Source organism: Acidovorax sp. Root568, assembly GCF_001427445.1.
GTDB classification, from domain to species: Bacteria; Pseudomonadota; Gammaproteobacteria; order Burkholderiales; family Burkholderiaceae_C; genus Acidovorax; species Acidovorax delafieldii.
The window spans coordinates 334,834-354,364 of the sequence record NZ_LMGP01000015.1 but is presented as its reverse complement, the minus strand read 5'-3'; the positions used below and the strand labels follow the sequence as shown (position 1 = coordinate 354,364).

Sequence of the window (19,531 nt, the reverse complement as noted above, 5' to 3'; positions counted from 1 at the left end):
GGTCTCCCCAGTGGTGGGGCGATTCTAAGAGCTTGGCGCAGGGGGCCTGTGGATGCCGTCTCTCAGGTCAATACAAGTCAAAACGGCAGCAGGCGCTAGTGAATCATGCGCTTGCCGCTATCAATTTGATATCAGTTGCCCAGGGTGCCCGTTGCGGGCGGTGCCTTTTCTTCCATTTCGGCCGTGCGTTTGTCGACGGCTTCGCGCAGGGCCTTGCCCGGCTTGAAATGGGGCACACGCTTTTCGGGAATGGCCACGGCCTCGCCGCTGCGTGGATTGCGGCCCATGCGGGGAGGGCGGTGGTTGACCGAGAAGCTGCCAAAGCCCCGGATCTCGATGCGGTGCCCGCGCACCAGGGCCTCGCCCACGGCGTCCAGAATGGTCTTGACGGCGTATTCGGCATCGCGGTGGGTGAGCTGGCCGAAACGGGCGGCCAGTTCTTCGACGAGGTCTGAGCGGGTCATGGAATCTTGGGACATAGGCAGTCTTGGCTGAAAAAAGAGCGGGCGCCGAGGCGCCCGCTGTCTGACCGTTTAACGGGTCAGCGCTTTACTTTTCCGAGTTGTCCAGCTTGGCGCGCAGCAGGGCGCCCAGGCTGGTCGTGCCGGCGCTTTCGCGGCTCGATTGCTGGCTCAGGTTGGCCATGGCGCCTTGTTCGTCAGCCATGTCCTTTTGCTTGATCGACAGCTGGATGTTGCGGGTCTTGCGATCCACGTTCACCACCACGGCCGTGACTTCGTCGCCTTCCTTGAGCACGTTGCGGGCATCTTCCACGCGGTCGCGGGAGATTTCCGAAGCGCGCAGGTAGCCCACGATGTCTTCGCCGAGGTCGATTTCAGCGCCACGGGCGTCCACGGTCTTGACCTTGCCGGTCACCGTCTGGCCCTTGTCGTTCACGGTCACGAAGGTCGTGAATGGGTCGCCGTCGAGCTGCTTGATGCCCAGCGAGATGCGTTCGCGGTCCACGTCCACGGCCAGCACGATCGCTTCCACTTCCTGGCCCTTCTTGTAGTTGCGAACAGCGGCTTCGCCGGGTTCGTTCCACGACAGGTCAGACAGGTGCACCAGGCCGTCGATGCCGGCAGCCAGGCCCACGAACACGCCGAAGTCGGTGATCGACTTGATCGGACCCTTGACGCGGTCGCCGCGCTTCGTGTCCTGTGCGAATTCTTGCCATGGGTTGGCCTTGCACTGCTTCATGCCCAGGCTGATGCGGCGCTTGTCTTCGTCGATTTCCAGAACCATGACTTCGACTTCGTCGCCCAGCGAAACCAGCTTGGCGGGAGCGATGTTCTTGTTGGTCCAGTCCATTTCAGACACGTGCACCAGGCCTTCGATGCCGGGTTCGAGTTCCACGAATGCGCCGTAGTCGGCAATGTTCGTGATCTTGCCGAACAGGCGGGTGCCTTGGGGGTAGCGGCGGTTCACGCCCATCCATGGGTCGTCGCCCATTTGCTTCAGACCCAGCGAGACACGGTTCTTTTCAGTGTCGAACTTCAGGATCTTGGCAGTGATTTCCTGGCCAGCGGTCACCACTTCGGAGGGGTGACGCACGCGGCGCCATGCCATGTCGGTGATGTGCAGCAGGCCGTCGATGCCGCCCAGGTCCACGAACGCACCGTATTCGGTGATGTTCTTGACCACGCCTTGAACGATGGAGCCTTCCTTCAGGGTTTCCATCAGCTTGGCGCGCTCTTCGCCCATGGAGGCTTCCACAACAGCGCGGCGGCTCAGCACCACGTTGTTGCGCTTGCGGTCCAGCTTGATGACCTTGAATTCCATGGTCTTGTTTTCGTACGGCGTCAGATCCTTGATCGGACGGGTATCGATCAGCGAGCCGGGCAGGAATGCGCGGATGCCGTTGACCAGAACGGTCAGACCGCCCTTGACCTTGCCGCTGGTCGTGCCAGTGACGAATTCGCCGGATTCCAGGGCTTTTTCCAGGCTCATCCAGGAAGCCAGACGCTTGGCGGTGTCGCGCGACAGGATGGTGTCGCCGTAGCCGTTTTCGATGGAGCCAATGGCCACCGACACGAAGTCACCCACTTGGACTTCGACTTCGCCCTTGTCGTTCTTGAACTCTTCCAGCGGCACGTAGGCTTCGGACTTGAGGCCAGCGTTCACGACCACGAAGTTGTGCTCAACGCGCACGACTTCAGCGGTGATGACTTCGCCTGGGCGCATTTCCGTGCGCTGCAAGGATTCTTCAAAAAGGGCGGCAAAAGATTCGGACATGTGTTTCCTTGCCACAAACAGGATTCCGGCAGCACCATTGCTACCGTTTTTATAGCTGCTTGCGGTGGTTTTTTGCGGCAGAGCCGCGGGTTAGGTTATCGATCCACACAACCTGCGCGCTGACGCGCGATGGGGGCTGCGTGGGCCTGTGGCAAGGCCTTTCGGCACTGCCTGGAGCCCGAAGGCTCCACGTTGTCAGCGCTGCGCAGAAGCTGCGAAGGGCTGGCGCTCCTGCCACCAGGCCAAGACCTTTTCGACGGCTTGTTCAATCGTCAAATCGGAGTTGTCCAGGACCAGAGCGTCTTGCGCGGGCTTCAAGGGAGCAACGCTGCGGGAACTGTCCCGGGCGTCGCGCGCCTCCAAATCTGCGCGAAGGTCTTCGATACTAGCCGAAAAACCCTTAGAAATCAACTGCTTATAACGGCGTTCCGCGCGGCAGGCGGCGCTGGCCGTGAGATACACCTTCAACGGTGCCTCGGGGAAGATCACGGTGCCCATGTCGCGACCATCGGCCACCAGCCCCGGCAGGCGCTGGAAGCTATGTTGCAGGTCCACCAGCGCCGTGCGCACGGCAGGCAGGGCGGACACGCGGGACGCGTTCATACCGGCTTCTTCGGTGCGGATGGCCTCGGTCACGTCGTCGCTGCCCAGCCACACCTTGCCACCCTCAAACCGCACCGGCAGCGTCTGGGCCAGGGTGGCGATACGGGCTTCGTGGTCCGCATCGATGGCGAAACCCGCCCGCAGCGCGGCGAGGGCGGTGATGCGGTACATCGCGCCGGAATCCAAAAAGCGATAGCCCAGCCGTTGCGCCACCGCCGCCGCCACCGTGCCCTTGCCCGAGGCTGTGGGGCCGTCAATGCAGATCACCGGGATGTGAGAGGTTTCGACCTGGGCGACCGAGAACAGCGCCTCGAAATAGTCCGGGAAGGTCTTGGCTACGCACTTGGGATCTTCGATGCGCACCGGCAGACGCGCCGGATTGAAGGCGGCCAGCGAGAAGCACATGGCCACGCGGTGGTCGTCGTAGGTGTGGATGCTGGCGGCTTTCCAGTCAGCGGACTGGGCGGGAGGCGTCACGCGGATGTAGTCCGCACCTTCCTCCACCGTGGCGCCGAGCTTGCGCAGCTCGGTGGCCATGGCGGCGATGCGGTCGGTTTCCTTCACGCGCCAGCTGGCGATGTTGGTCAGCGTGGTCGTGCCCTCGGCATACAGGGCCATCACGGCCAGCGTCATGGCCGCATCAGGGATGTGGTTGCAGTCCAGGTCAATGGCCTTGAGGGGCCAGGCGCCGCGTTCGATCTGCAGCCAGTTGGGGCCCCCGGTGATCACCGCGCCCATGGCCCGGGCCGCTTCGACAAAGCGAATATCGCCCTGGATCGAGTCGAGGCCCACGCCTTGTATCTTGATGCCGGATTTGGCATCTTTTTGGCCAGTAGCACCAGTCGCTATTGCTCCAAGCGCTATGAAATAGCTAGCGGATGAGGCGTCTGCCTCCACATGAATACTGCCGGGCGACTGGTAGCGGCTACCCGCCGCGATGGTGAAGCGCTGCCAGTTCTGGTGCTCGACCACGATGCCAAACCGCGCCAGCAGCTGCAGCGTGATGGCGATGTAGGGCTTGGAGATCAGCTCGCCCACCACCTCGATCACGATGGCCTGCTCGCCGGCCGCCAGCGGCAGCGCCATGAGCAGGGCAGTGAGGAATTGGCTGGACACATCGCCGCGCACGCGGATGGGCTCTGCCAGCGCCAGCGAAGGCACGCCCTGGCCGTGGGCGATCCTGAGTGGTGGGTAGCCGTCGTTGCCCAGGTAGTCAATCTGGCAGCCCAGCTGGCGCAGCGCATCGATGAGATCGCCAATGGGGCGCTCGTGCATGCGCGGCACGCCAGACAGCTCGAACTCGCCGCCCAGCAGCGCCAGCGCCGCCGTGAGCGGGCGCATGGCCGTGCCCGCATTGCCCAAGAACAGCTTGGCGGGGGATTGGGGCAGGAGGCCCCCCAGGCCCGTGATGCGCACGGTGCTGCCCGCTTCATCCACTGTGCACCCGATCTGGCGCAGAGCGTCCAGCATCACGCGCGTGTCGTCGGACGCGAGCAGGTCGTGCACGGTGGTGGTGCCATTGCTCAGCGCTGCCAGCAGCAGCACCCGGTTGGAGATGCTCTTGGAGCCCGGCAGGTGGACTTCGCCTGCAGCGGCTTGCAGAGGGGGCAGATCAAGGAATGCGGTGCTGTACATCAGTGTCTTTCGTCCATTTGCGCAAGTGCCCGCCGCAACTGGCGCGTCCAAGGCCAGTGCCACCGTGGAGCTGGCTTTGCCAGCCCACGGGTGGCGTCCCCCTTGGGGGAAGGCGCCGCAGGCGACTCAGGGGGTTACTTCCGCTTCGCGCCCATGCGCCAATGCGCACGGGTTTCGCTGGCCAAGGTCAGCATGTCTTCAAGCGCCTGGGCATTGCCTTTTTCCATGGCCTGCTCGATGTTGCGCAGGGCCTGCTGGAACAGCTTGGACTGGGCAATCAGCTCGTCCCGGTTGGACAGCAGGATGTCGCGCCACACCTTGGGGTCGCTGGCGGCAATGCGGGTGAAGTCGCGGAACCCGGGGCCTGCGAGGGACAGAAAGTCGTCACCGTGCGTCTGGCCCGTGATGCTGTTCATCATGGCAAACGCCAGCAAATGGGGCAGGTGGCTGACGGCGGCAAAGGCCGCGTCGTGCGACTCCGGCGACATGCTGGTCACGCGGCAGCCCAGCGCAGTCCAGATCTTTTCGGCGTCCTGCAGCTGGGCCGTCAGGGTGCGCTCGGTGGGAGTCAGGATCACCTGGCGCCCGCTGTACAGGTCGGCTTCGGCGTGTTCCACCCCTGACACTTCCCGCCCCGTGATGGGGTGTGCGGGCACGAAGGAGCCCACCTGGTCCCGCAGCGAACGCTGTGCGGCCTGCACTACATCGGACTTGGTCGATCCCACGTCCATGATGAGCATCTGGGGGGTGACAAGGTGCTTGATGGCCTTGAGGGTGGCCTCGGTGGCTGCCACGGGGACTGCCACCAGCACAATGTCTGCGCCCGCCACGGCCAGTAGCGCGGAAGGCGCCTCGACGTCGATCACGCCCAGCTGGCGGGCGCGGTCGGTGGTTGAGGGCGACTTGCTGTAGCCCACCACGCGTTTGACCAACCCGGCCTTCTTCATGGCCAGGGCGAATGAGCCTCCCATGAGCCCACAGCCGATCAGTCCCAATTGTTCAAACATGGCGGCCGCTCCTCAGGATGACACGGGGTAAGTGCCCAGGACCTTGTAGAACGCACACAGGCTGCGCAGTTCTTCCAGCGCCCGTGCCACGTGGGGCTGGGCGGGGTGGCCGTCGAGATCGATGTAGAAGTAGTACTCCCACTGGCCCGTGCGGGCAGGGCGCGACTCAAAGCGCGTCATGGACACGCCGTGCGTCTTGAGCGGCACCAGCAGGTCGTGCACGGCGCCGGGGCGGTTGGGCACCGACACCACGAGGCTGGTGCAATCCTTGCCCGAAGGAGGCGGCGTCTGCAGCGTGTGGGGCAGGCAGATGATGGCGAAGCGGGTACGGTTGTAGGCGTCGTCCTGGATGGCGTGGGAGACAATGTGCAAGCCAAACTGGGTGGCCGCACGCTCGCTGGAGAGTGCTGCCCAGGCCGGGTTGGTGGTGGCCAGTCGCGCACCTTCGGCATTGCTGGACACCGGGCGGCGCTCGGCATGCGGCAGGTGCTTGGACAACCACGCCTGGCACTGTGCGAGTGCTTGCGGATGGGCCAGCACCACCTCGATGCCTTCGAGCGAGTTGCTGGTGCGCAGCAGGTTGTGGCGCACCAGCAGGCTGACCTCGCCCACCACATGCGTAGGGGTGTGCAGGAACAAGTCCAGCGAGCGTGTGACCACGCCCTCGGTGGAGTTCTCTACGCCCACCACGCCATATTGGGCACTGCCCGCCGCCGTGGCGTGGAACACCTCGTCGAAGTTGGCGCAGTACATCAGGTCGGCGGCACCGCCGAAGAATTCAATCGCGGCCTGCTCGCAGAACGTGCCCTCGGGGCCCAGCACGGCCACACGCTGGGGTGATTCGAGGGCCAGGCAAGCAGACATGATCTCGCGCCAGATCGCCGCCACGTGCGCACCCTTGAGCGGGCCCGGGTTGGCGTTGGTGATCTTGTCGATGACCTGCGCCACACGGTCGGGGCGGAAGAAGGGCGTGCCTTCACGTTTCTTGACTTCACCCACCTGTTCGGCCACCAGCGCCCTCTGGTTCAGCAGCGTGAGCAGTTGCTGGTCGATGCTGTCGATCTGCACGCGCAGGCTGGCGAGGTCGGGTGAGGCTTGCGGATTGTTCATGGACGGTGGGGTAGCGGTGCGTGCTCTGGGAGCCGTTTTTTTGTTGCTGTCGTATCGGGTGCGCGCTCAGGCGTGCTTTTGCTCAAATTCTCGCATGTAGTCCACCAGCGCCTGCACGCCCGCCAATGGCATGGCGTTGTAGATGCTGGCGCGCATGCCTCCCACGGACTTGTGGCCTTTGAGCTGCAGCAGCCCGCGCTCCTTGGCACCGGCCAGGAATGCGTCGTTACGGCTTTCGTCACGCAGGAAGAACGGGACGTTCATGCGCGAGCGGCAGTTGGCCGCCACCTTGTTGACGTACAGCTGCGATTGGTCGATGGCGTTGTATAGCAGCGTGGCCTTGGCAATGTTGCGCTGCTCCATGGCGGCCACGCCGGTCAGGCTGCCTTCTGTCTGGCGCTTGAGCCACTGGAAGGTCAGCCCAGCGACGTAGATGCCCCAGGTGGGTGGCGTGTTGTACATCGACTGGTTGTCGGCCACGATTTTGTAGTCGAAAGCGCTGGGGCAGGCGGGCAGGGCATGGCCCAGCAGGTCCTCGCGCACGATCACCAGCGTGAGGCCTGCGGGCCCCAGGTTCTTTTGCGCTCCGCCAAAGGCAAGGCCCACGCGGCTCCAGTCCACGGGCCGCGAGGCCACGTGCGAGGAGAAGTCGATCACCAGCGGCGCATCGCTGCCCAGCGCCTTGAGGTCGGGCAGCTGGTGGAACTCGGTGCCGTGGATGGTTTCGTTGCTGCACAGGTGCAGGTAGCTCGCGCCCCGACTCACTGTCCACGAAGCTGGGTCCGGCACGGTGGTATAGCCCGTCTCTTCACCCGTGGCAACGATGTTGACTTCGGACGCATATTTGCGTGCTTCCTTTTGCGACTTCTGGCTCCAGCTGCCGGTCACCACAAAATCGACCACGCCGGCACGCGACAGGTTGAGCGGAACGATGGCGTTTTCGGCCAAGCCACCACCTTGCATGAAGAGGATCTTGAAATGCGACGGCACGGCCAGCAGCTCGCGCAGGTCGGCTTCCGCCTTTTCGTAGATGGACAGAAACTCCTTGCCGCGGTGGCTCATTTCCATCACGCCCATGCCGCTGCCGTGCCAGTCCAGCATCTCGGCGGCGGCTTGTTGCAGGACTTCGGAGGGGATGGCGGCGGGGCCTGCGGAGAAGTTGTAAGGGCGTGTCATGTTAGGGACTAAAAATGCATCAGGCGCTTATTCAATAAGCGCCTGATGCTTTGCTTTTGATAGCATTGGCGGGGCGTTTTCACGCCCTGCGGTGGTCAGGCGTCGGGGGCTTCAGGTGCGGAGGAATTGCCACCGTCCGGGCTTGCATCCCCATCAGCTTCTGCATCCGTCACATTGGCGTCGTTCTCAACAATGCGCTGCAAGCCACTGAGCTTGGAGCCTTCGTCCAGTGCGATCAACGTCACGCCCTGCGTGGCACGACCCAGTTCGCGGATCTCGCTCACGCGGGTGCGCACCAGCACGCCCTTGTCGGTGATCAGCATGATCTCGTCGTCCGCGTGCACCAGTGTGGCGGCAACGACCTTGCCGTTGCGCTCGCTCTGCTGGATGGCGATCATGCCCTTGGTACCACGGCCATGGCGGGTGTATTCGGTGATGCTGGTGCGCTTGCCGTAGCCGTTTTCGGTGGCGGTCAACACACTCTGCGTTTCGTCTTCGGCGACCAGCATGGCGATCACGCTCTGACCGTCTTCCAGCATCATGCCGCGCACGCCACGTGCCGCACGGCCCAGGGGGCGCACATCGTTTTCGTCGAAGCGCACGGCCTTACCACCGTCGCTGAACAACATCACGTCGTGCTTGCCATCGGTGAGGGCGGCACCGATCAGGTAGTCGCCGTCATCCAGGTTCACGGCAATGATGCCGCCCTTGCGCGGATTGCTGAACTCGTCCAGTGCCGTCTTCTTCACGGTGCCCATGCTGGTGGCCATGAACACGTAGCGGTCCGCAGGGAAGCTGCGCATGTCGCCGGTGAGCGGCAGTACCACGTTGATCTTTTCGCCGTCCTGCAGCGGGAACATGTTGACGATGGGGCGGCCACGCGAGCCGCGCGAGCCTGCCGGCACTTCCCACACCTTGAGCCAATACAGGCGGCCACGGTTGGAGAAGCACAAGATGTAGTCGTGTGTGTTGGCGATGAAGAGCTGGTCGATCCAGTCGTCTTCCTTTGTCGCGGTCGCCTGCTTGCCGCGTCCGCCACGCTTTTGGGCACGGTATTCGGACAGGGGCTGGCTCTTGATGTAGCCGGTGTGGGACAGCGTCACCACCATGTCGGTGGGGGTGATCAGGTCCTCAGTGGAGAGATCCTGTGCGCTGTATTCAACGATGGAGCGACGTGCGCCCAGCTTGTGCTGGCCGAACTCCTGCTTGATGGAGGTGAGTTCGTCGCCGATGATGACCGACACGCGCTCGGGCTTGGCCAGGATGTCCAGCAGGTCTTCGATGACCGCCATGACTTCCTTGTACTCGGCGACGATCTTGTCCTGCTCCAGGCCTGTCAGGCGCTGCAGTCGCATCTGCAGGATTTCCTGGGCCTGCGTTTCCGACAACCGGTACAGGCCGTCCTGGCCCATGCCGAATTCCTTTTCCAGGCCGTCGGGGCGATAGTCGTCGGCGTTGATCACACCGCCATCGGCACGCGTGCGCGTGAGCATCTCGCGCACCAGCTTGCTGTCCCAGGGGCGGGCCATCAGCTCAGCCTTGGCCACAGGCGGCGTGGGCGCGTTGCGAATGATGGCGATGAAGTCGTCGATGTTGGCCAAGGCCACGGCCAAGCCTTCCAGCACATGGCCACGGTCGCGTGCCTTGCGCAGCTCGAACACCGTGCGGCGAGTCACCACTTCGCGGCGGTGCTGCAGGAAGACGCTGATCAGATCCTTCAGGTTGCACAGGCGGGGCTGGCCGTCAATCAGCGCCACCATGTTCATGCCGAACGTGTCCTGCAGCTGCGTCTGCTTGTACAGGTTGTTGAGCACCACCTCGGGCACTTCACCGCGCTTGAGTTCGATCACCAAGCGCATGCCGGATTTGTCCGACTCGTCCTGGATGTGGCTGATGCCTTCGATCTTCTTTTCGTGCACCAGCTCGGCCATACGCTCCTGCAGCGTCTTCTTGTTGACCTGGTAGGGCAGCTCGTCCACGATGATCGCCTGGCGCTGGCCGCGGTCGATGTCCTCAAAGTGGCACTTGGCACGCATCACCACCTTGCCGCGTCCGGTGCGGTAGCCATCCTTCACGCCGTTGATGCCGTAGATGATGCCGGCGGTGGGGAAGTCTGGGGCCGGGATGATTTCCATCAACTCATCGATGGTCGTCTCGGGATTGCGCAGCATGTGCAGGCACGCATCGACCACTTCGTTGAGGTTATGTGGCGGAATGTTGGTGGCCATACCCACCGCAATACCTGCCGATCCATTCACCAGCAAGTTGGGCAGCTTGCTGGGCAATACCAACGGTTCTTTCTCGCTGCCGTCGTAGTTGGGGCCGAAATCGACCGTTTCCTTGTCAATATCTCCCAGCATTTCATGGGCGATTTTGGCCAGGCGGATTTCGGTGTATCGCATGGCCGCAGCGTTGTCGCCGTCCACGGATCCGAAATTACCTTGTCCATCCACCAGCATGTGGCGCAACGAGAAGTCCTGCGCCATACGCACAATGGTGTCGTACACCGCAGAGTCCCCGTGCGGGTGGTATTTACCGATCACGTCGCCCACGATACGAGCCGACTTTTTATATGGCCGGTTCCAGTCGTTATTGAGCTCATGCATGGCGAAAAGAACGCGGCGGTGCACAGGCTTCAAGCCGTCACGCGCGTCGGGCAGTGCACGACCCACAATCACGCTCATCGCGTAATCGAGGTAACTGCGCCGCATCTCTTCTTCGAGGCTGATCGGCAGGGTTTCTTTGGCAAACTGGGTCATTGGGACGGCGGGGGCGGCAAAGGAGAGCCATTTTAGGCGTAAGACCGTGTAGCGACGGCGCAACATATCGAAGCAATTCAGGTTTTGTCCTACGGGCCCCGACCAGCGCGCGCAGCTTTTGCCCTGTTACGTATGGCACAATCGTTTGAACGCTTAGGGTGGTGGTCACCCCAGGCGTCCTGATTCGCAGCGCGGCTGCGGCTTTTTCCCCAAGAGGAGAACCATGAAGAAACTGAACAAAGTGGCGATGTTGTTTGCCTCTGCAGCGCTCGCAACCGCCGCTGGCGCACAAACCGTTGACAACTGGCGCGATGCTTCTGGCCAACTGGTCTGGAAGAACGGTACCAACGAATACTGCTGGCGCGATGCCAACTGGACGCCTGCTACGGCAGCTCCTGGCTGCGACGGCGCAATCGCTGCTCCCGCTCCTGCCGCTGCACCAGCTGCTGCTGCTCCAGCACCCGCTGCCGCCCCTGCACCTGCTCCCGCACCAGCTCCTGCAGTCGCCACCAAGGTGACCTACGCTGCTGACGCCTTCTTCGACTTCGACAAGTCGGTGCTCAAGCCAGAAGGCAAGGCCAAGCTGGACGACCTGGTTTCCAAGGTCAAGGGCATCAATCTGGAAGTGATCATTGCTGTGGGTCACACTGACTCCGTCGGCTCTGATGCTTACAACCAGAAGCTGTCGGTGCGTCGTTCGGAAGCCGTGAAGGCTTACTTGGTGTCCAAGGGCATCGAAAAGAACCGCGTGTACACCGAAGGCAAGGGCGAAAAGCAACCCGTGGCTGACAACAAGACCGCCGAAGGCCGTGCGAAGAACCGTCGCGTGGAAATCGAAGTGGTTGGCACCCGCGCCGCTCAGTAATCTTCGGATTGCTTCACAAAAAAGCCCCGCTTGCGGGGCTTTTTTGCGTCTGGGGCTTTTCGCGCTCTCCCTTCATGGACAATCAGCGACATGATCGAAACCGTCAATGCAGATCCGGCCGAACTGGCCAAGTTTTCCGAATTGGCCCACCGATGGTGGGACCCTGACAGTGAATTTCGTCCCTTGCACCAGATCAACCCGCTGCGGCTTGACTGGATTCATGGGCTGAGCGCCTTGACCGGCAAGCGTGTGCTAGATGTGGGCTGTGGCGGGGGCATTCTGACCGACTCCATGGCGCGCAAGGGGGCAGATGTGCTGGGTATTGACCTGGCAACCAAGGCGTTGCGCGTGGCGCAGTTGCATGCTCTGGAGGCTGGAACCCAAAACGTGCAGTACCGTGAGATCAGCGCTGAAGCGATGGCCTTGGAGCAACCTGCTGGTTTTGATGTGGTGACCTGCATGGAAATGCTGGAGCATGTTCCGGATCCCGCCTCGGTGGTCCGCGCATGCGCCACCTTGGTCAAACCCGGGGGCTGGGTCTTCTTCTCCACCATCAATCGCAACGCCAAGGCGTTTATGCTGGCCATTGTGGGCGCGGAATACGTGCTTAACATGCTGCCGCGCGGCACCCACGAATACGCCAAGATGATCCGCCCCAGCGAGCTTGCAGGGCATTGCCGCAGTGCGGGCTTGGATGTTCTGCACACCAAGGGCCTGGAATACAACCCCCTCACGCGTCGCTATTGGCTCAGCGCCAACACCAGCGTCAACTACCTGTTTGCCGCGCGTCGCCTGGGCTGATATGGCTACCGTTTTTCATGGCATTCGCGCAGTCCTTTTTGATTTGGATGGGACTCTGATCGACAGCGCACCAGACTTGGGGGCGGCCGCAGACAAAATGCGCACCGACCGAGGTCTGCCTTCGCTGCCCCCGGCCCGATATCGCCCGATGGCGGGAGCAGGCGCCCGCGGCATGCTGGCAGAAGCCTTTGGCATGGGGCCAGATCACCCAGACTTTGCCGTCATGCGCGAAGAGTTTTTCGTGAACTATGAAACTCGCATGACCGAGCAGACCACCATTTTTGAAGGTGTGCCTGAATTGGTTCGCCAGATTCTCGAACGTAACATGACGTGGGGTGTGGTCACCAACAAGGCTGCCCGCTTTACCGAACCCCTGACCCAGGCCATTCCGCTGTTTGCCACCGCTTCGGCAGTGGTCAGTGGCGACACCACGCCACACGCCAAGCCCCATCCAGCACCCCTGCTGGAAGCGGCTGCGCGGTTGTGTGTGCCGCCGGAGCAGTGCATTTATGTGGGTGATGACGAGCGTGACATCGTGGCAGGTCTGGCGGCAGGCATGGGTACAGTGGCCGCCATCTACGGCTATTTGGGCGCCAGGACCGACCCTGCAGAGTGGGGCGCGCACGCCGCAATTAAATCTCCCAGCGAGCTCTTGCAATTGCTCGCGAACACCTAAAATAAGAAGTCTAGGGGCTGTCCTGGTTTCGACGTGGGTTCGGGATCAGTGTGGTGCATGTCGAGCTTGAGTCACGCTCGTAAATCTCGATTTAACAAACTAACTGCAAACGACGAACGTTTCGCACTCGCTGCTTAATTGCCAGTGAGCCTTGCAACAGTTGGCCGATGGGCTGGGCAAGGGGGTTCTGAGCAATCAGTGCCTCCCGGCTGCAAGGATAATTACATGGGCTGGCTTCCATCCGGGTACCTTGGGTGGAGGCGAGAAAATAGGGTGCTGGCGGCCCATGTAGCGTGCGACTGCGCGACATGGGTAGCGAGATCCAAATCAGACCGCTAAACATGTAGATCTGCCTGACGAAGGCTTGCGGACGCGGGTTCAATTCCCGCCAGCTCCACCATAACCCCATCCAAGGGCGTCCACACTAATCCAGTGGACGCCCTTTTTCTTTGGTGAATCAATGACTTGCAGTCCATGGCCGTCTACAGCCGTCCATGCCCAGCCAAGCAAAAGTGGGGGTACAAGTGGGGGTACAAACGCAGAAATCTGGTGAAATCGGTGTTTTGTACCCCCACTTTCCCTCTGTAGAAGGGGGTTCGCCATAGGGGAATCTGTACCCCCACCGGCTACCTTCATCCATCGTTTTGTACCCCCATGCTGACTGACCTTGAGTGCCGCAACGCCGTATGTCCCCCCGAGCGCAAGCAAGCGCGATTTAGTGATTCGGCCGGGCTCTATCTTCAAGTCAGCCCGAACGGCTCCAAGCGCTGGTTTCTCAAGTACCGGGTCAACAACAAGGAAAAGCAGCTCGCTTTGGGCAGCTACCCGGCTGTTTCCCTGACGGCTGCACGCCGGGCCAGGGATGCCGCCAAGCACCAAAAGGCCACCGGGGTCGATCCGGTGCAGGCCCGAAAAGTGGAAAAGCTCAAGGCGACCAACCCCGAGGGAGACTCTTTTCAGGTGGTCGCGCTGGAATGGCACACCAAACAGAGCCCAGTTTGGAGCGAAGGGCACGCTGCACGAGCGCTTCGCCAGTTCGAGCGCGATCTGTTTCCGTGGTTGGGCGAGCGCAGATTGGTCGATATCAAGCCTGTAGAGTTGTTGGCCACCCTGCGAAAGATCGAAGAACGTGGTGCGATAGAGACAGCAGACCGGGGTTTGATGCTGGCCAGACAGGTGTGGCGCTACGGCGTGGCCACAGGACGGGTAGGGCGGGACATCACTGGTGACCTCAAAGGGGCGCTGTCGCCATACCGGGGGCGGCATTTTGCGGCCATCACCGACCCGACCAAGCTGGGGGAGCTGTTGCGCGCCATACAGGCGTACCGGGGCGGGCCTGTCGTGCGCGCTGCATTGCAGCTTGCACCCCTTCTGTTCCAGCGACCGGGCGAACTACGTGCCGCCACCTGGGCAGAAATCAATTTCGACGCGGCGTTGTGGACGATCCCCGCCGCTCGCATGAAGCGCGGCAAGGATGGCAAGGAGCATGGCGAGCCACATCTGGTGCCTTTGCCCAAGCAAGCCGTGGCCGTCTTGCAGGAGCTGCACCCGTTGACCGGCCGGGGTGCCATGGTGTTCCCAGGCGAGCGCAACCACGACCGCCCCATCTCTGAAAACTCTGTGCGTACCGCATTGATCTCCATGGGCTACACGCCCGATGTGCACACATGGCACGGCTTCCGGGCCACAGCCCGCACCATGCTCGCGGAGCGCTTGGACGTGGACCCCTTGGTGATCGAGGCCCAACTGGCCCATGCCGTGAAGGATGCCAACGGCCGCGCGTACAACCGCACGCAGTACATGGCCCACCGCACAAAGATGATGCAGCGCTGGGCCGACTACCTGGACGAGCTGCGCGCCGGTTCGGCCGAGGGCTGATCTGTCGGCCGCAGCACGCGCCGAACCCCCACACCATCCACCTATAACGCCTGTTGTTACCTGCCCTGGCCAAGCTCCTGCACGTGCGGGTGGGGCAGGGCGGCCCAGGCCCCCTCAAGGTGAGCGCAACCCTTGGCGCGCTGTCGAGACCCCGCCGCGCCTGCTGGCTTCGTGCGTTGATTTCGTCGGGGGTGCCGCCTGGGTGCATCGCCAAGCCTGACGCGGGCTTGCGGGACGCTACAGGGCTCCTTTTGCTGTCGGGAATTGACGGAGTTTTGAGGCCGTGTGTCGGGTGGCTCCGGAGCCTGTGACGTAACGGGAAGAACCTTTTTCAAACTAGAAATACTTGGAATCAACTACCTACAAACACACCAATGAAGACCAGTTTGTAGGCTTTGTAGGTAGTTCTTTTCGGGTATCTCAAATTTGAATTGGTATGGGTTCCCGCAGGGTCTAGTCCGGTGCCCTGGGCAAAACACTTGCTCGCGCTTCGACGGTCGGTAAACCCTCCAAAGCCTACAAACCCCACCAAGCGGCGGCCACCCGGAAGGTTTGGCGATGGCGTCTCCGGGTGTCTCGAATTTGATTTGGTGCAGGTTCCGGCGGGGTGCAGGCCGGTTCCTTGCGCAAAACACTTGCTCGCGCTTCGATGGTCGGTAAACCCTCCAAAGCCTACAAACCCCACCAAGTGGCGACCACCCCGAAGGTTTTGCAGATGGCGTCTCCGGATTTCTCGAATTTTATTTGGTGCAGGTTCCGGCGGGGTGCAGGCCGGTGCCCTGCGCAAAACACTTGCTCGCGCTTCGACGGTCGGTAAACCCTTCAAAGCCTACAAACCCCACCAAGCAGTCGAAGGCACTGACCTGGCGCGGTTGCTTGTTTCCATTTGCGCGCGTTTTGTCGGAAAAAAACCCTTCAAAACCCACCAAACCCACCAAGGCCGAGCCGCGCTACCATCCCACTATGATTGGTTCAACGTCATCTTGGCTGCGCTGGGTAGGGTGTTGTAGGTGAAGGCTAAACAACCGGCACGCCGGGTGGTCGGTCTGCTGTCCCCATGAGCACATGGCAAAAACCGACAAAATTGTGACCAGCTCGAAGCGCATGGCCCGTTCTGCGTAAAGCAAGGGTGAAGCGACTTCATCTGCACTTGGACTGCATGTTGCAGCGATCCTGGCTGTGGAATCCGGCGTCGTGACGCAGAGAATTTTCACCGTCCCATGTGCAGATATCTCTATCTAACGACTGCGGACGGTGATCTGTAGTGAGCGTCAGGCCGAGTCCTAACTCATTAAATAATCAAAGATGCCTCCGTCTCTGCTATGGAGGCATTTAGCCGAACGCTGGCTATATTTTCTAGATCAGGCCACCGCAGGTGCCTCTTGTTTCGCTTTAAACATGGCGGACTCATCGACATCGAGCACGCCGGAAAAGAAAATGGAACTCTCTGACATAGGACGCGGATAAAAATGGTACGTCAGATGATCTTTTATGAGCTCCAACTGAGGTGGGCTGGACAGGTATGCAAGTAATTCTTGGGAAGTAGGGCGCTCTCCTGACCAGAGTCTATGGATAACCTTCCTCACCTTTTTAATACCGTTCTCCCAGTGGAACTCGGAAATGGTACTTTCTTCGAAGAATTTTCCTAGTGCTGAATAATCGGAAACATAGACGTCGTCCACGGGCGTTCTGGAGTAGGTCATGGAATTCAATATCATTGGCACCACCTTCAGATCGGAGAGCTTCCGTGCGAATAGCGACTCAACTACCTCAGGACGGGAATTTAATCCATATTCTAGGCGTTTAACCTGTTTAACTGTATCGTCGATAAATTTACTATAGCGCAGTGCCTGCACCTCGCTATTTCCCGACAGTGAAGTGTTCTTGCATTCGATTATAAATAAAGTGTCGTCCAGCAAAAGTAAAGCATCGTATTCGTAAGGAGCGTTATCTACGCTGAAGTTGGCCGCTTTACATGGGTAGCCTCGCGCCTGGAAGAACGAGACCACCTTATTTTCAAAACCTTTCCCTTTTTTTTCAAACTGCGTATCGAGTGAGCTCAATCTGGAAAAAAGTACGTTAGGAACGTTTGCGGATATGAAGGCATCTGCGAGTAATGAGTATTTTTCGTCCTGCGAGTAGATTAAGGGTGAGTCGTAGAGATCACGGCTGTCCTGACCGAATGTTAAATGTTTAATAAGTGTGGAAATACATGCGTCGGGAATTTGGTAATCGCTGAAACCCCGCTCCAGGGCTATTTTGTCAAGTGTTACCAAGCAGGAGTCGGTCCGTTTTTCATCTGCAATCAGTTTTAGTGAGCAGTATCCTCGTACCCACTCCCGCAGCGTCAGTCCGTGATAGCGCGTTTGATCTGAAAAAACGTCAAACGACAAAATATCTGCTAATGCCGCAAGGGTAATTGCTTCTTCCTCTGAAACGAATAGCCCCTCTGATAGCTTGGGCGCTGTCGCTCCTTCGGTCATAACGGGAATTTTTGAGCCCATCCCTTGTGTAAGCCGAACTGTGTTCTGCATTGCCCAAGAATGAAGTCTACGGTTTGCCATGTAGTCGTAAATCTCAACGTCAGTAGGTGTACGATGAAAAACTATAGGGTCCCCGAATTTCGAATAGATGCCTTCTGGAAGAGTGTTACGAGGGATGCTAGATTTTTCTATGCTGGTGATTTCGCCACCAAAGAACAGCGTTCGGTTTGCGATGTCCTCAAGAGCGCTCCAGGTGATCGCGTAGAGTTGAATGGAGCCTGCTTTGAAAACATGCTCATCGGTGATCGTGACTTTCGGTGGCGCGACCAGCGTGCCTCCTATAAGCAAACTGTGCTCAAAAGAGAGCATTTTCAACGTCAAGCTCGACGTGGTGATGATGTTGGAATATGCAACATCCAGATTTATTTCATTGCCGTCTGGATCTTTGAAAATTACCATTTCTGGCATCGAAAACGGCGTCTTGCTCTTAGCCTTCGCGCTAATCTGTTCCATCGCCCGATCGCGTGCATCGCGGAGAATGTTGAACTCTTGTGATGCTCTTTCGATATGGCTCCAGAATTGAATATCTTTTGGAAAATTAGAGATGTCGCACTTTGGGAGCGACGAACGAGTTTCATCAAAGCACTGCTCAATTTTTTGAATCTTGTCGCGCAGATCCAGGGCAAACGCCCGTGCCTCCGTGTGTTGGCTAGTTATGGCTGGAGCATTAAGGAGCGAGTCGTAAAATTTATTGCGCTTAGCACGATTTCCGCGAATCTGAAAAGCCCCGGGCTGTTTTAGTTTTGCTGCCAATGCAGCTGCAACAGCTTTAGTGCTGAGGTGTTTCGCAGCCTCAAGTGCTTGAGATAATTCAAAATTTTCAAGAGCTTTTTTAAAATTGTTAATGTGTTCATCGTAATCAGTGTTCATTAATTTTCCCTAAATTTTGATGTGTGTAGACAAGGCGACTACCCAGCCTGTCTGTATATAAATGTCTTCAGGGTGAGTGTCCGGGAGTCTCTAGCTCTCTGGCTTGCAGCCTGAGGCCCACGCCTCAGTTAAGGCGATTGGAAAACGACGTGCAGCGCTGCTGCCCACGTCCATTTTCATCTATACATCCACCGCATTTTTAACGCCTTCAACCCCATCTCGCGAACAGCAACGGCAGCAGCTAGTGCTGCATCACTGCAAGACTGTCTGGGGTTGTTTCAGGCTGGTCACCCAGAGGGGCTGATGGATCGTTGGTGACCGTACTCGTCGAGCCTACTCTCTCACTCCGAAGCTCATTTGACTGCATTGCGCTGAGTGCGCGACCACGGCGCGCCCGTCGTTTTCGCGGCCACTTTCTCCACCACTAACTGTGGGGAGCGCAGCCACAGCATAGGTTTCTTGGCTTTCAGCAGTCCACACAAGACCATAGGGACATGCAAAGAACAGCCACGCAAACCACACCCATCCAAGCCGGTCCCGGCCCGTCCGATGTGCGCCCGTACCGCGAGCGCTTGCTACGTATTGACGATGTGTGCTTTATGACCGGCCTGGGCCGCAGCACCATCTATGCCAAGGTCAAGGCCGGAGACTTCCCCAGCGCCGTGCAACTGCACGGCACCTGCGTGGCGTGGCGCGAAACCCAGGTGGATGCATGGATCGCGGCACGGCCTGCAGTTCAGACACAGGGGGCCGCATGAGAGCCACCTCGATGTTCTACCGCTGCCCGCACTGTCAGGCGCCTTCGACCATCCGGCACAGCGCCCAATCGTCCGCGATCCTGCGCGAGATGATTTATCAGTGCACTGACGCTGAATGCGGCCACACCTTCGTCGTACATGCCGAGGCCGTCCGCACGCTGTCGCCATCGGCCAAGCCTGACCCGCTGGTGTACCTGCCCATCAGCGAAAACACGCGCCGCGCGGTAACCGAGCAGCCCTCGATTGCGCAGCCAGGCGGCGCGCCGGGTGTGCGCGTCGCGGCAAAAATTAAGGAGGCCAGACGTGCTGCTCCCCTCTGATCGCTGCCACCTCGTTGCACAAAACATTGCGCGGCACATGCGAGCCGGGCTACACTGCCGCGTCACGTCAAAAAAAGGCGTGATCGGGATTGGCGTCCCGGTGCACCTCTGCGACGCAAGCCGCAGACTCTCCCGCAGAGTACCTGCGGCTTGTTCGTTCGTGCCTCCAGTTTTTGGCGGCTCGGACAGGGAGCCGCAAGGCTCGCCGGTTCTCGCAAGAGGTGCCCGGTACGCCAACCTGTTCGAGCTGCCGCCCTCCATTGGCGTGGGGGTCGGTGGTTTTTGCAAACCGCAC

At 60.1% G+C, this 19,531-nt stretch carries 14 protein-coding genes and 1 other RNA gene; 7 read left to right on the top strand and 8 right to left on the bottom strand.

Features of this window, described 5'->3' with window-relative positions:
* Positions 1-131: 131 nt before the first annotated feature.
* From ASD75_RS13415 to gyrA, 7 genes are all read right to left on the bottom strand, one after another.
* The gene (locus ASD75_RS13415) at positions 132-464 is read right to left on the bottom strand and encodes an integration host factor subunit beta (RefSeq protein WP_056065071.1); all 333 of its coding nucleotides are present in this window, start codon (positions 462-464) and stop codon (positions 132-134) included.
* Positions 465-549: 85 nt separating this feature from the next.
* Complete coding sequence (gene rpsA, locus ASD75_RS13410; protein ID WP_056063647.1) at positions 550-2,235, bottom strand: 30S ribosomal protein S1; 1,686 nt, start codon at positions 2,233-2,235, stop codon at positions 550-552.
* A 195-nt stretch (positions 2,236-2,430) separates the two neighbouring features.
* Entirely contained in the window at positions 2,431-4,473 is a 2,043-nt protein-coding gene (locus ASD75_RS13405) for a bifunctional 3-phosphoshikimate 1-carboxyvinyltransferase/cytidylate kinase (RefSeq protein WP_056746356.1), read from the bottom strand.
* Between the two features lie 134 nt (positions 4,474-4,607).
* Positions 4,608-5,480: a prephenate dehydrogenase gene (locus tag ASD75_RS13400; RefSeq protein WP_015014432.1), complete on the bottom strand. Its 873-nt coding sequence runs from the start codon at positions 5,478-5,480 to the stop codon at positions 4,608-4,610.
* 12 nt (positions 5,481-5,492) lie between these two features.
* Positions 5,493-6,590, bottom strand: a complete 1,098-nt coding sequence (pheA, locus tag ASD75_RS13395) for a prephenate dehydratase (protein ID WP_056746355.1) — start codon at positions 6,588-6,590, stop codon at positions 5,493-5,495.
* Positions 6,591-6,656: 66 nt separating this feature from the next.
* Positions 6,657-7,766, bottom strand: coding sequence for a 3-phosphoserine/phosphohydroxythreonine transaminase (serC, locus tag ASD75_RS13390; protein WP_056746353.1), 1,110 nt, complete (start codon positions 7,764-7,766; stop codon positions 6,657-6,659).
* A gap of 95 nt (positions 7,767-7,861) precedes the next feature.
* Positions 7,862-10,525, bottom strand: coding sequence for a DNA gyrase subunit A (gene gyrA, locus ASD75_RS13385; RefSeq protein WP_056746352.1), 2,664 nt, complete (start codon positions 10,523-10,525; stop codon positions 7,862-7,864).
* Positions 10,526-10,748: 223 nt separating this feature from the next.
* On the opposite strand from gyrA, the gene ompA reads away from it, so the two are divergent.
* From ompA to ASD75_RS13365, 5 genes are all read left to right on the top strand, one after another.
* A complete protein-coding gene (gene ompA, locus ASD75_RS13380) occupies positions 10,749-11,390 on the top strand; it encodes an outer membrane protein OmpA (RefSeq protein ID WP_056746349.1) in 642 nt (213 codons plus the stop codon).
* Between the two features lie 90 nt (positions 11,391-11,480).
* Entirely contained in the window at positions 11,481-12,191 is a 711-nt protein-coding gene (gene ubiG / locus ASD75_RS13375) for a bifunctional 2-polyprenyl-6-hydroxyphenol methylase/3-demethylubiquinol 3-O-methyltransferase UbiG (RefSeq protein ID WP_056746346.1), read from the top strand.
* Between the two features lies 1 nt (position 12,192).
* Positions 12,193-12,867, top strand: a complete 675-nt coding sequence (locus ASD75_RS13370) for an HAD family hydrolase (protein WP_056746344.1) — start codon at positions 12,193-12,195, stop codon at positions 12,865-12,867.
* Positions 12,868-12,880: 13 nt separating this feature from the next.
* Positions 12,881-13,267: a transfer-messenger RNA gene (gene ssrA, locus ASD75_RS23370) on the top strand.
* 254 nt (positions 13,268-13,521) lie between these two features.
* The gene (locus tag ASD75_RS13365; RefSeq protein WP_056746342.1) at positions 13,522-14,745 is read left to right on the top strand and encodes a site-specific integrase; all 1,224 of its coding nucleotides are present in this window, start codon (positions 13,522-13,524) and stop codon (positions 14,743-14,745) included.
* A gap of 1,361 nt (positions 14,746-16,106) precedes the next feature.
* Here ASD75_RS13365 and ASD75_RS13355 read toward each other — a convergent pair.
* Entirely contained in the window at positions 16,107-18,158 is a 2,052-nt protein-coding gene (locus tag ASD75_RS13355; protein ID WP_156401015.1) for a hypothetical protein, read from the bottom strand.
* Between the two features lie 494 nt (positions 18,159-18,652).
* Between ASD75_RS13355 and ASD75_RS13350 the strand changes: the two genes are divergently transcribed.
* Positions 18,653-18,916, top strand: coding sequence for an AlpA family transcriptional regulator (locus tag ASD75_RS13350; protein WP_055398388.1), 264 nt, complete (start codon positions 18,653-18,655; stop codon positions 18,914-18,916).
* A complete protein-coding gene (locus ASD75_RS23365; RefSeq protein WP_082565016.1) occupies positions 18,913-19,236 on the top strand; it encodes an ogr/Delta-like zinc finger family protein in 324 nt (107 codons plus the stop codon). The genes ASD75_RS13350 and ASD75_RS23365 overlap by 4 nt, the downstream gene beginning before the upstream one ends.
* Positions 19,237-19,531: the final 295 nt, after the last annotated feature.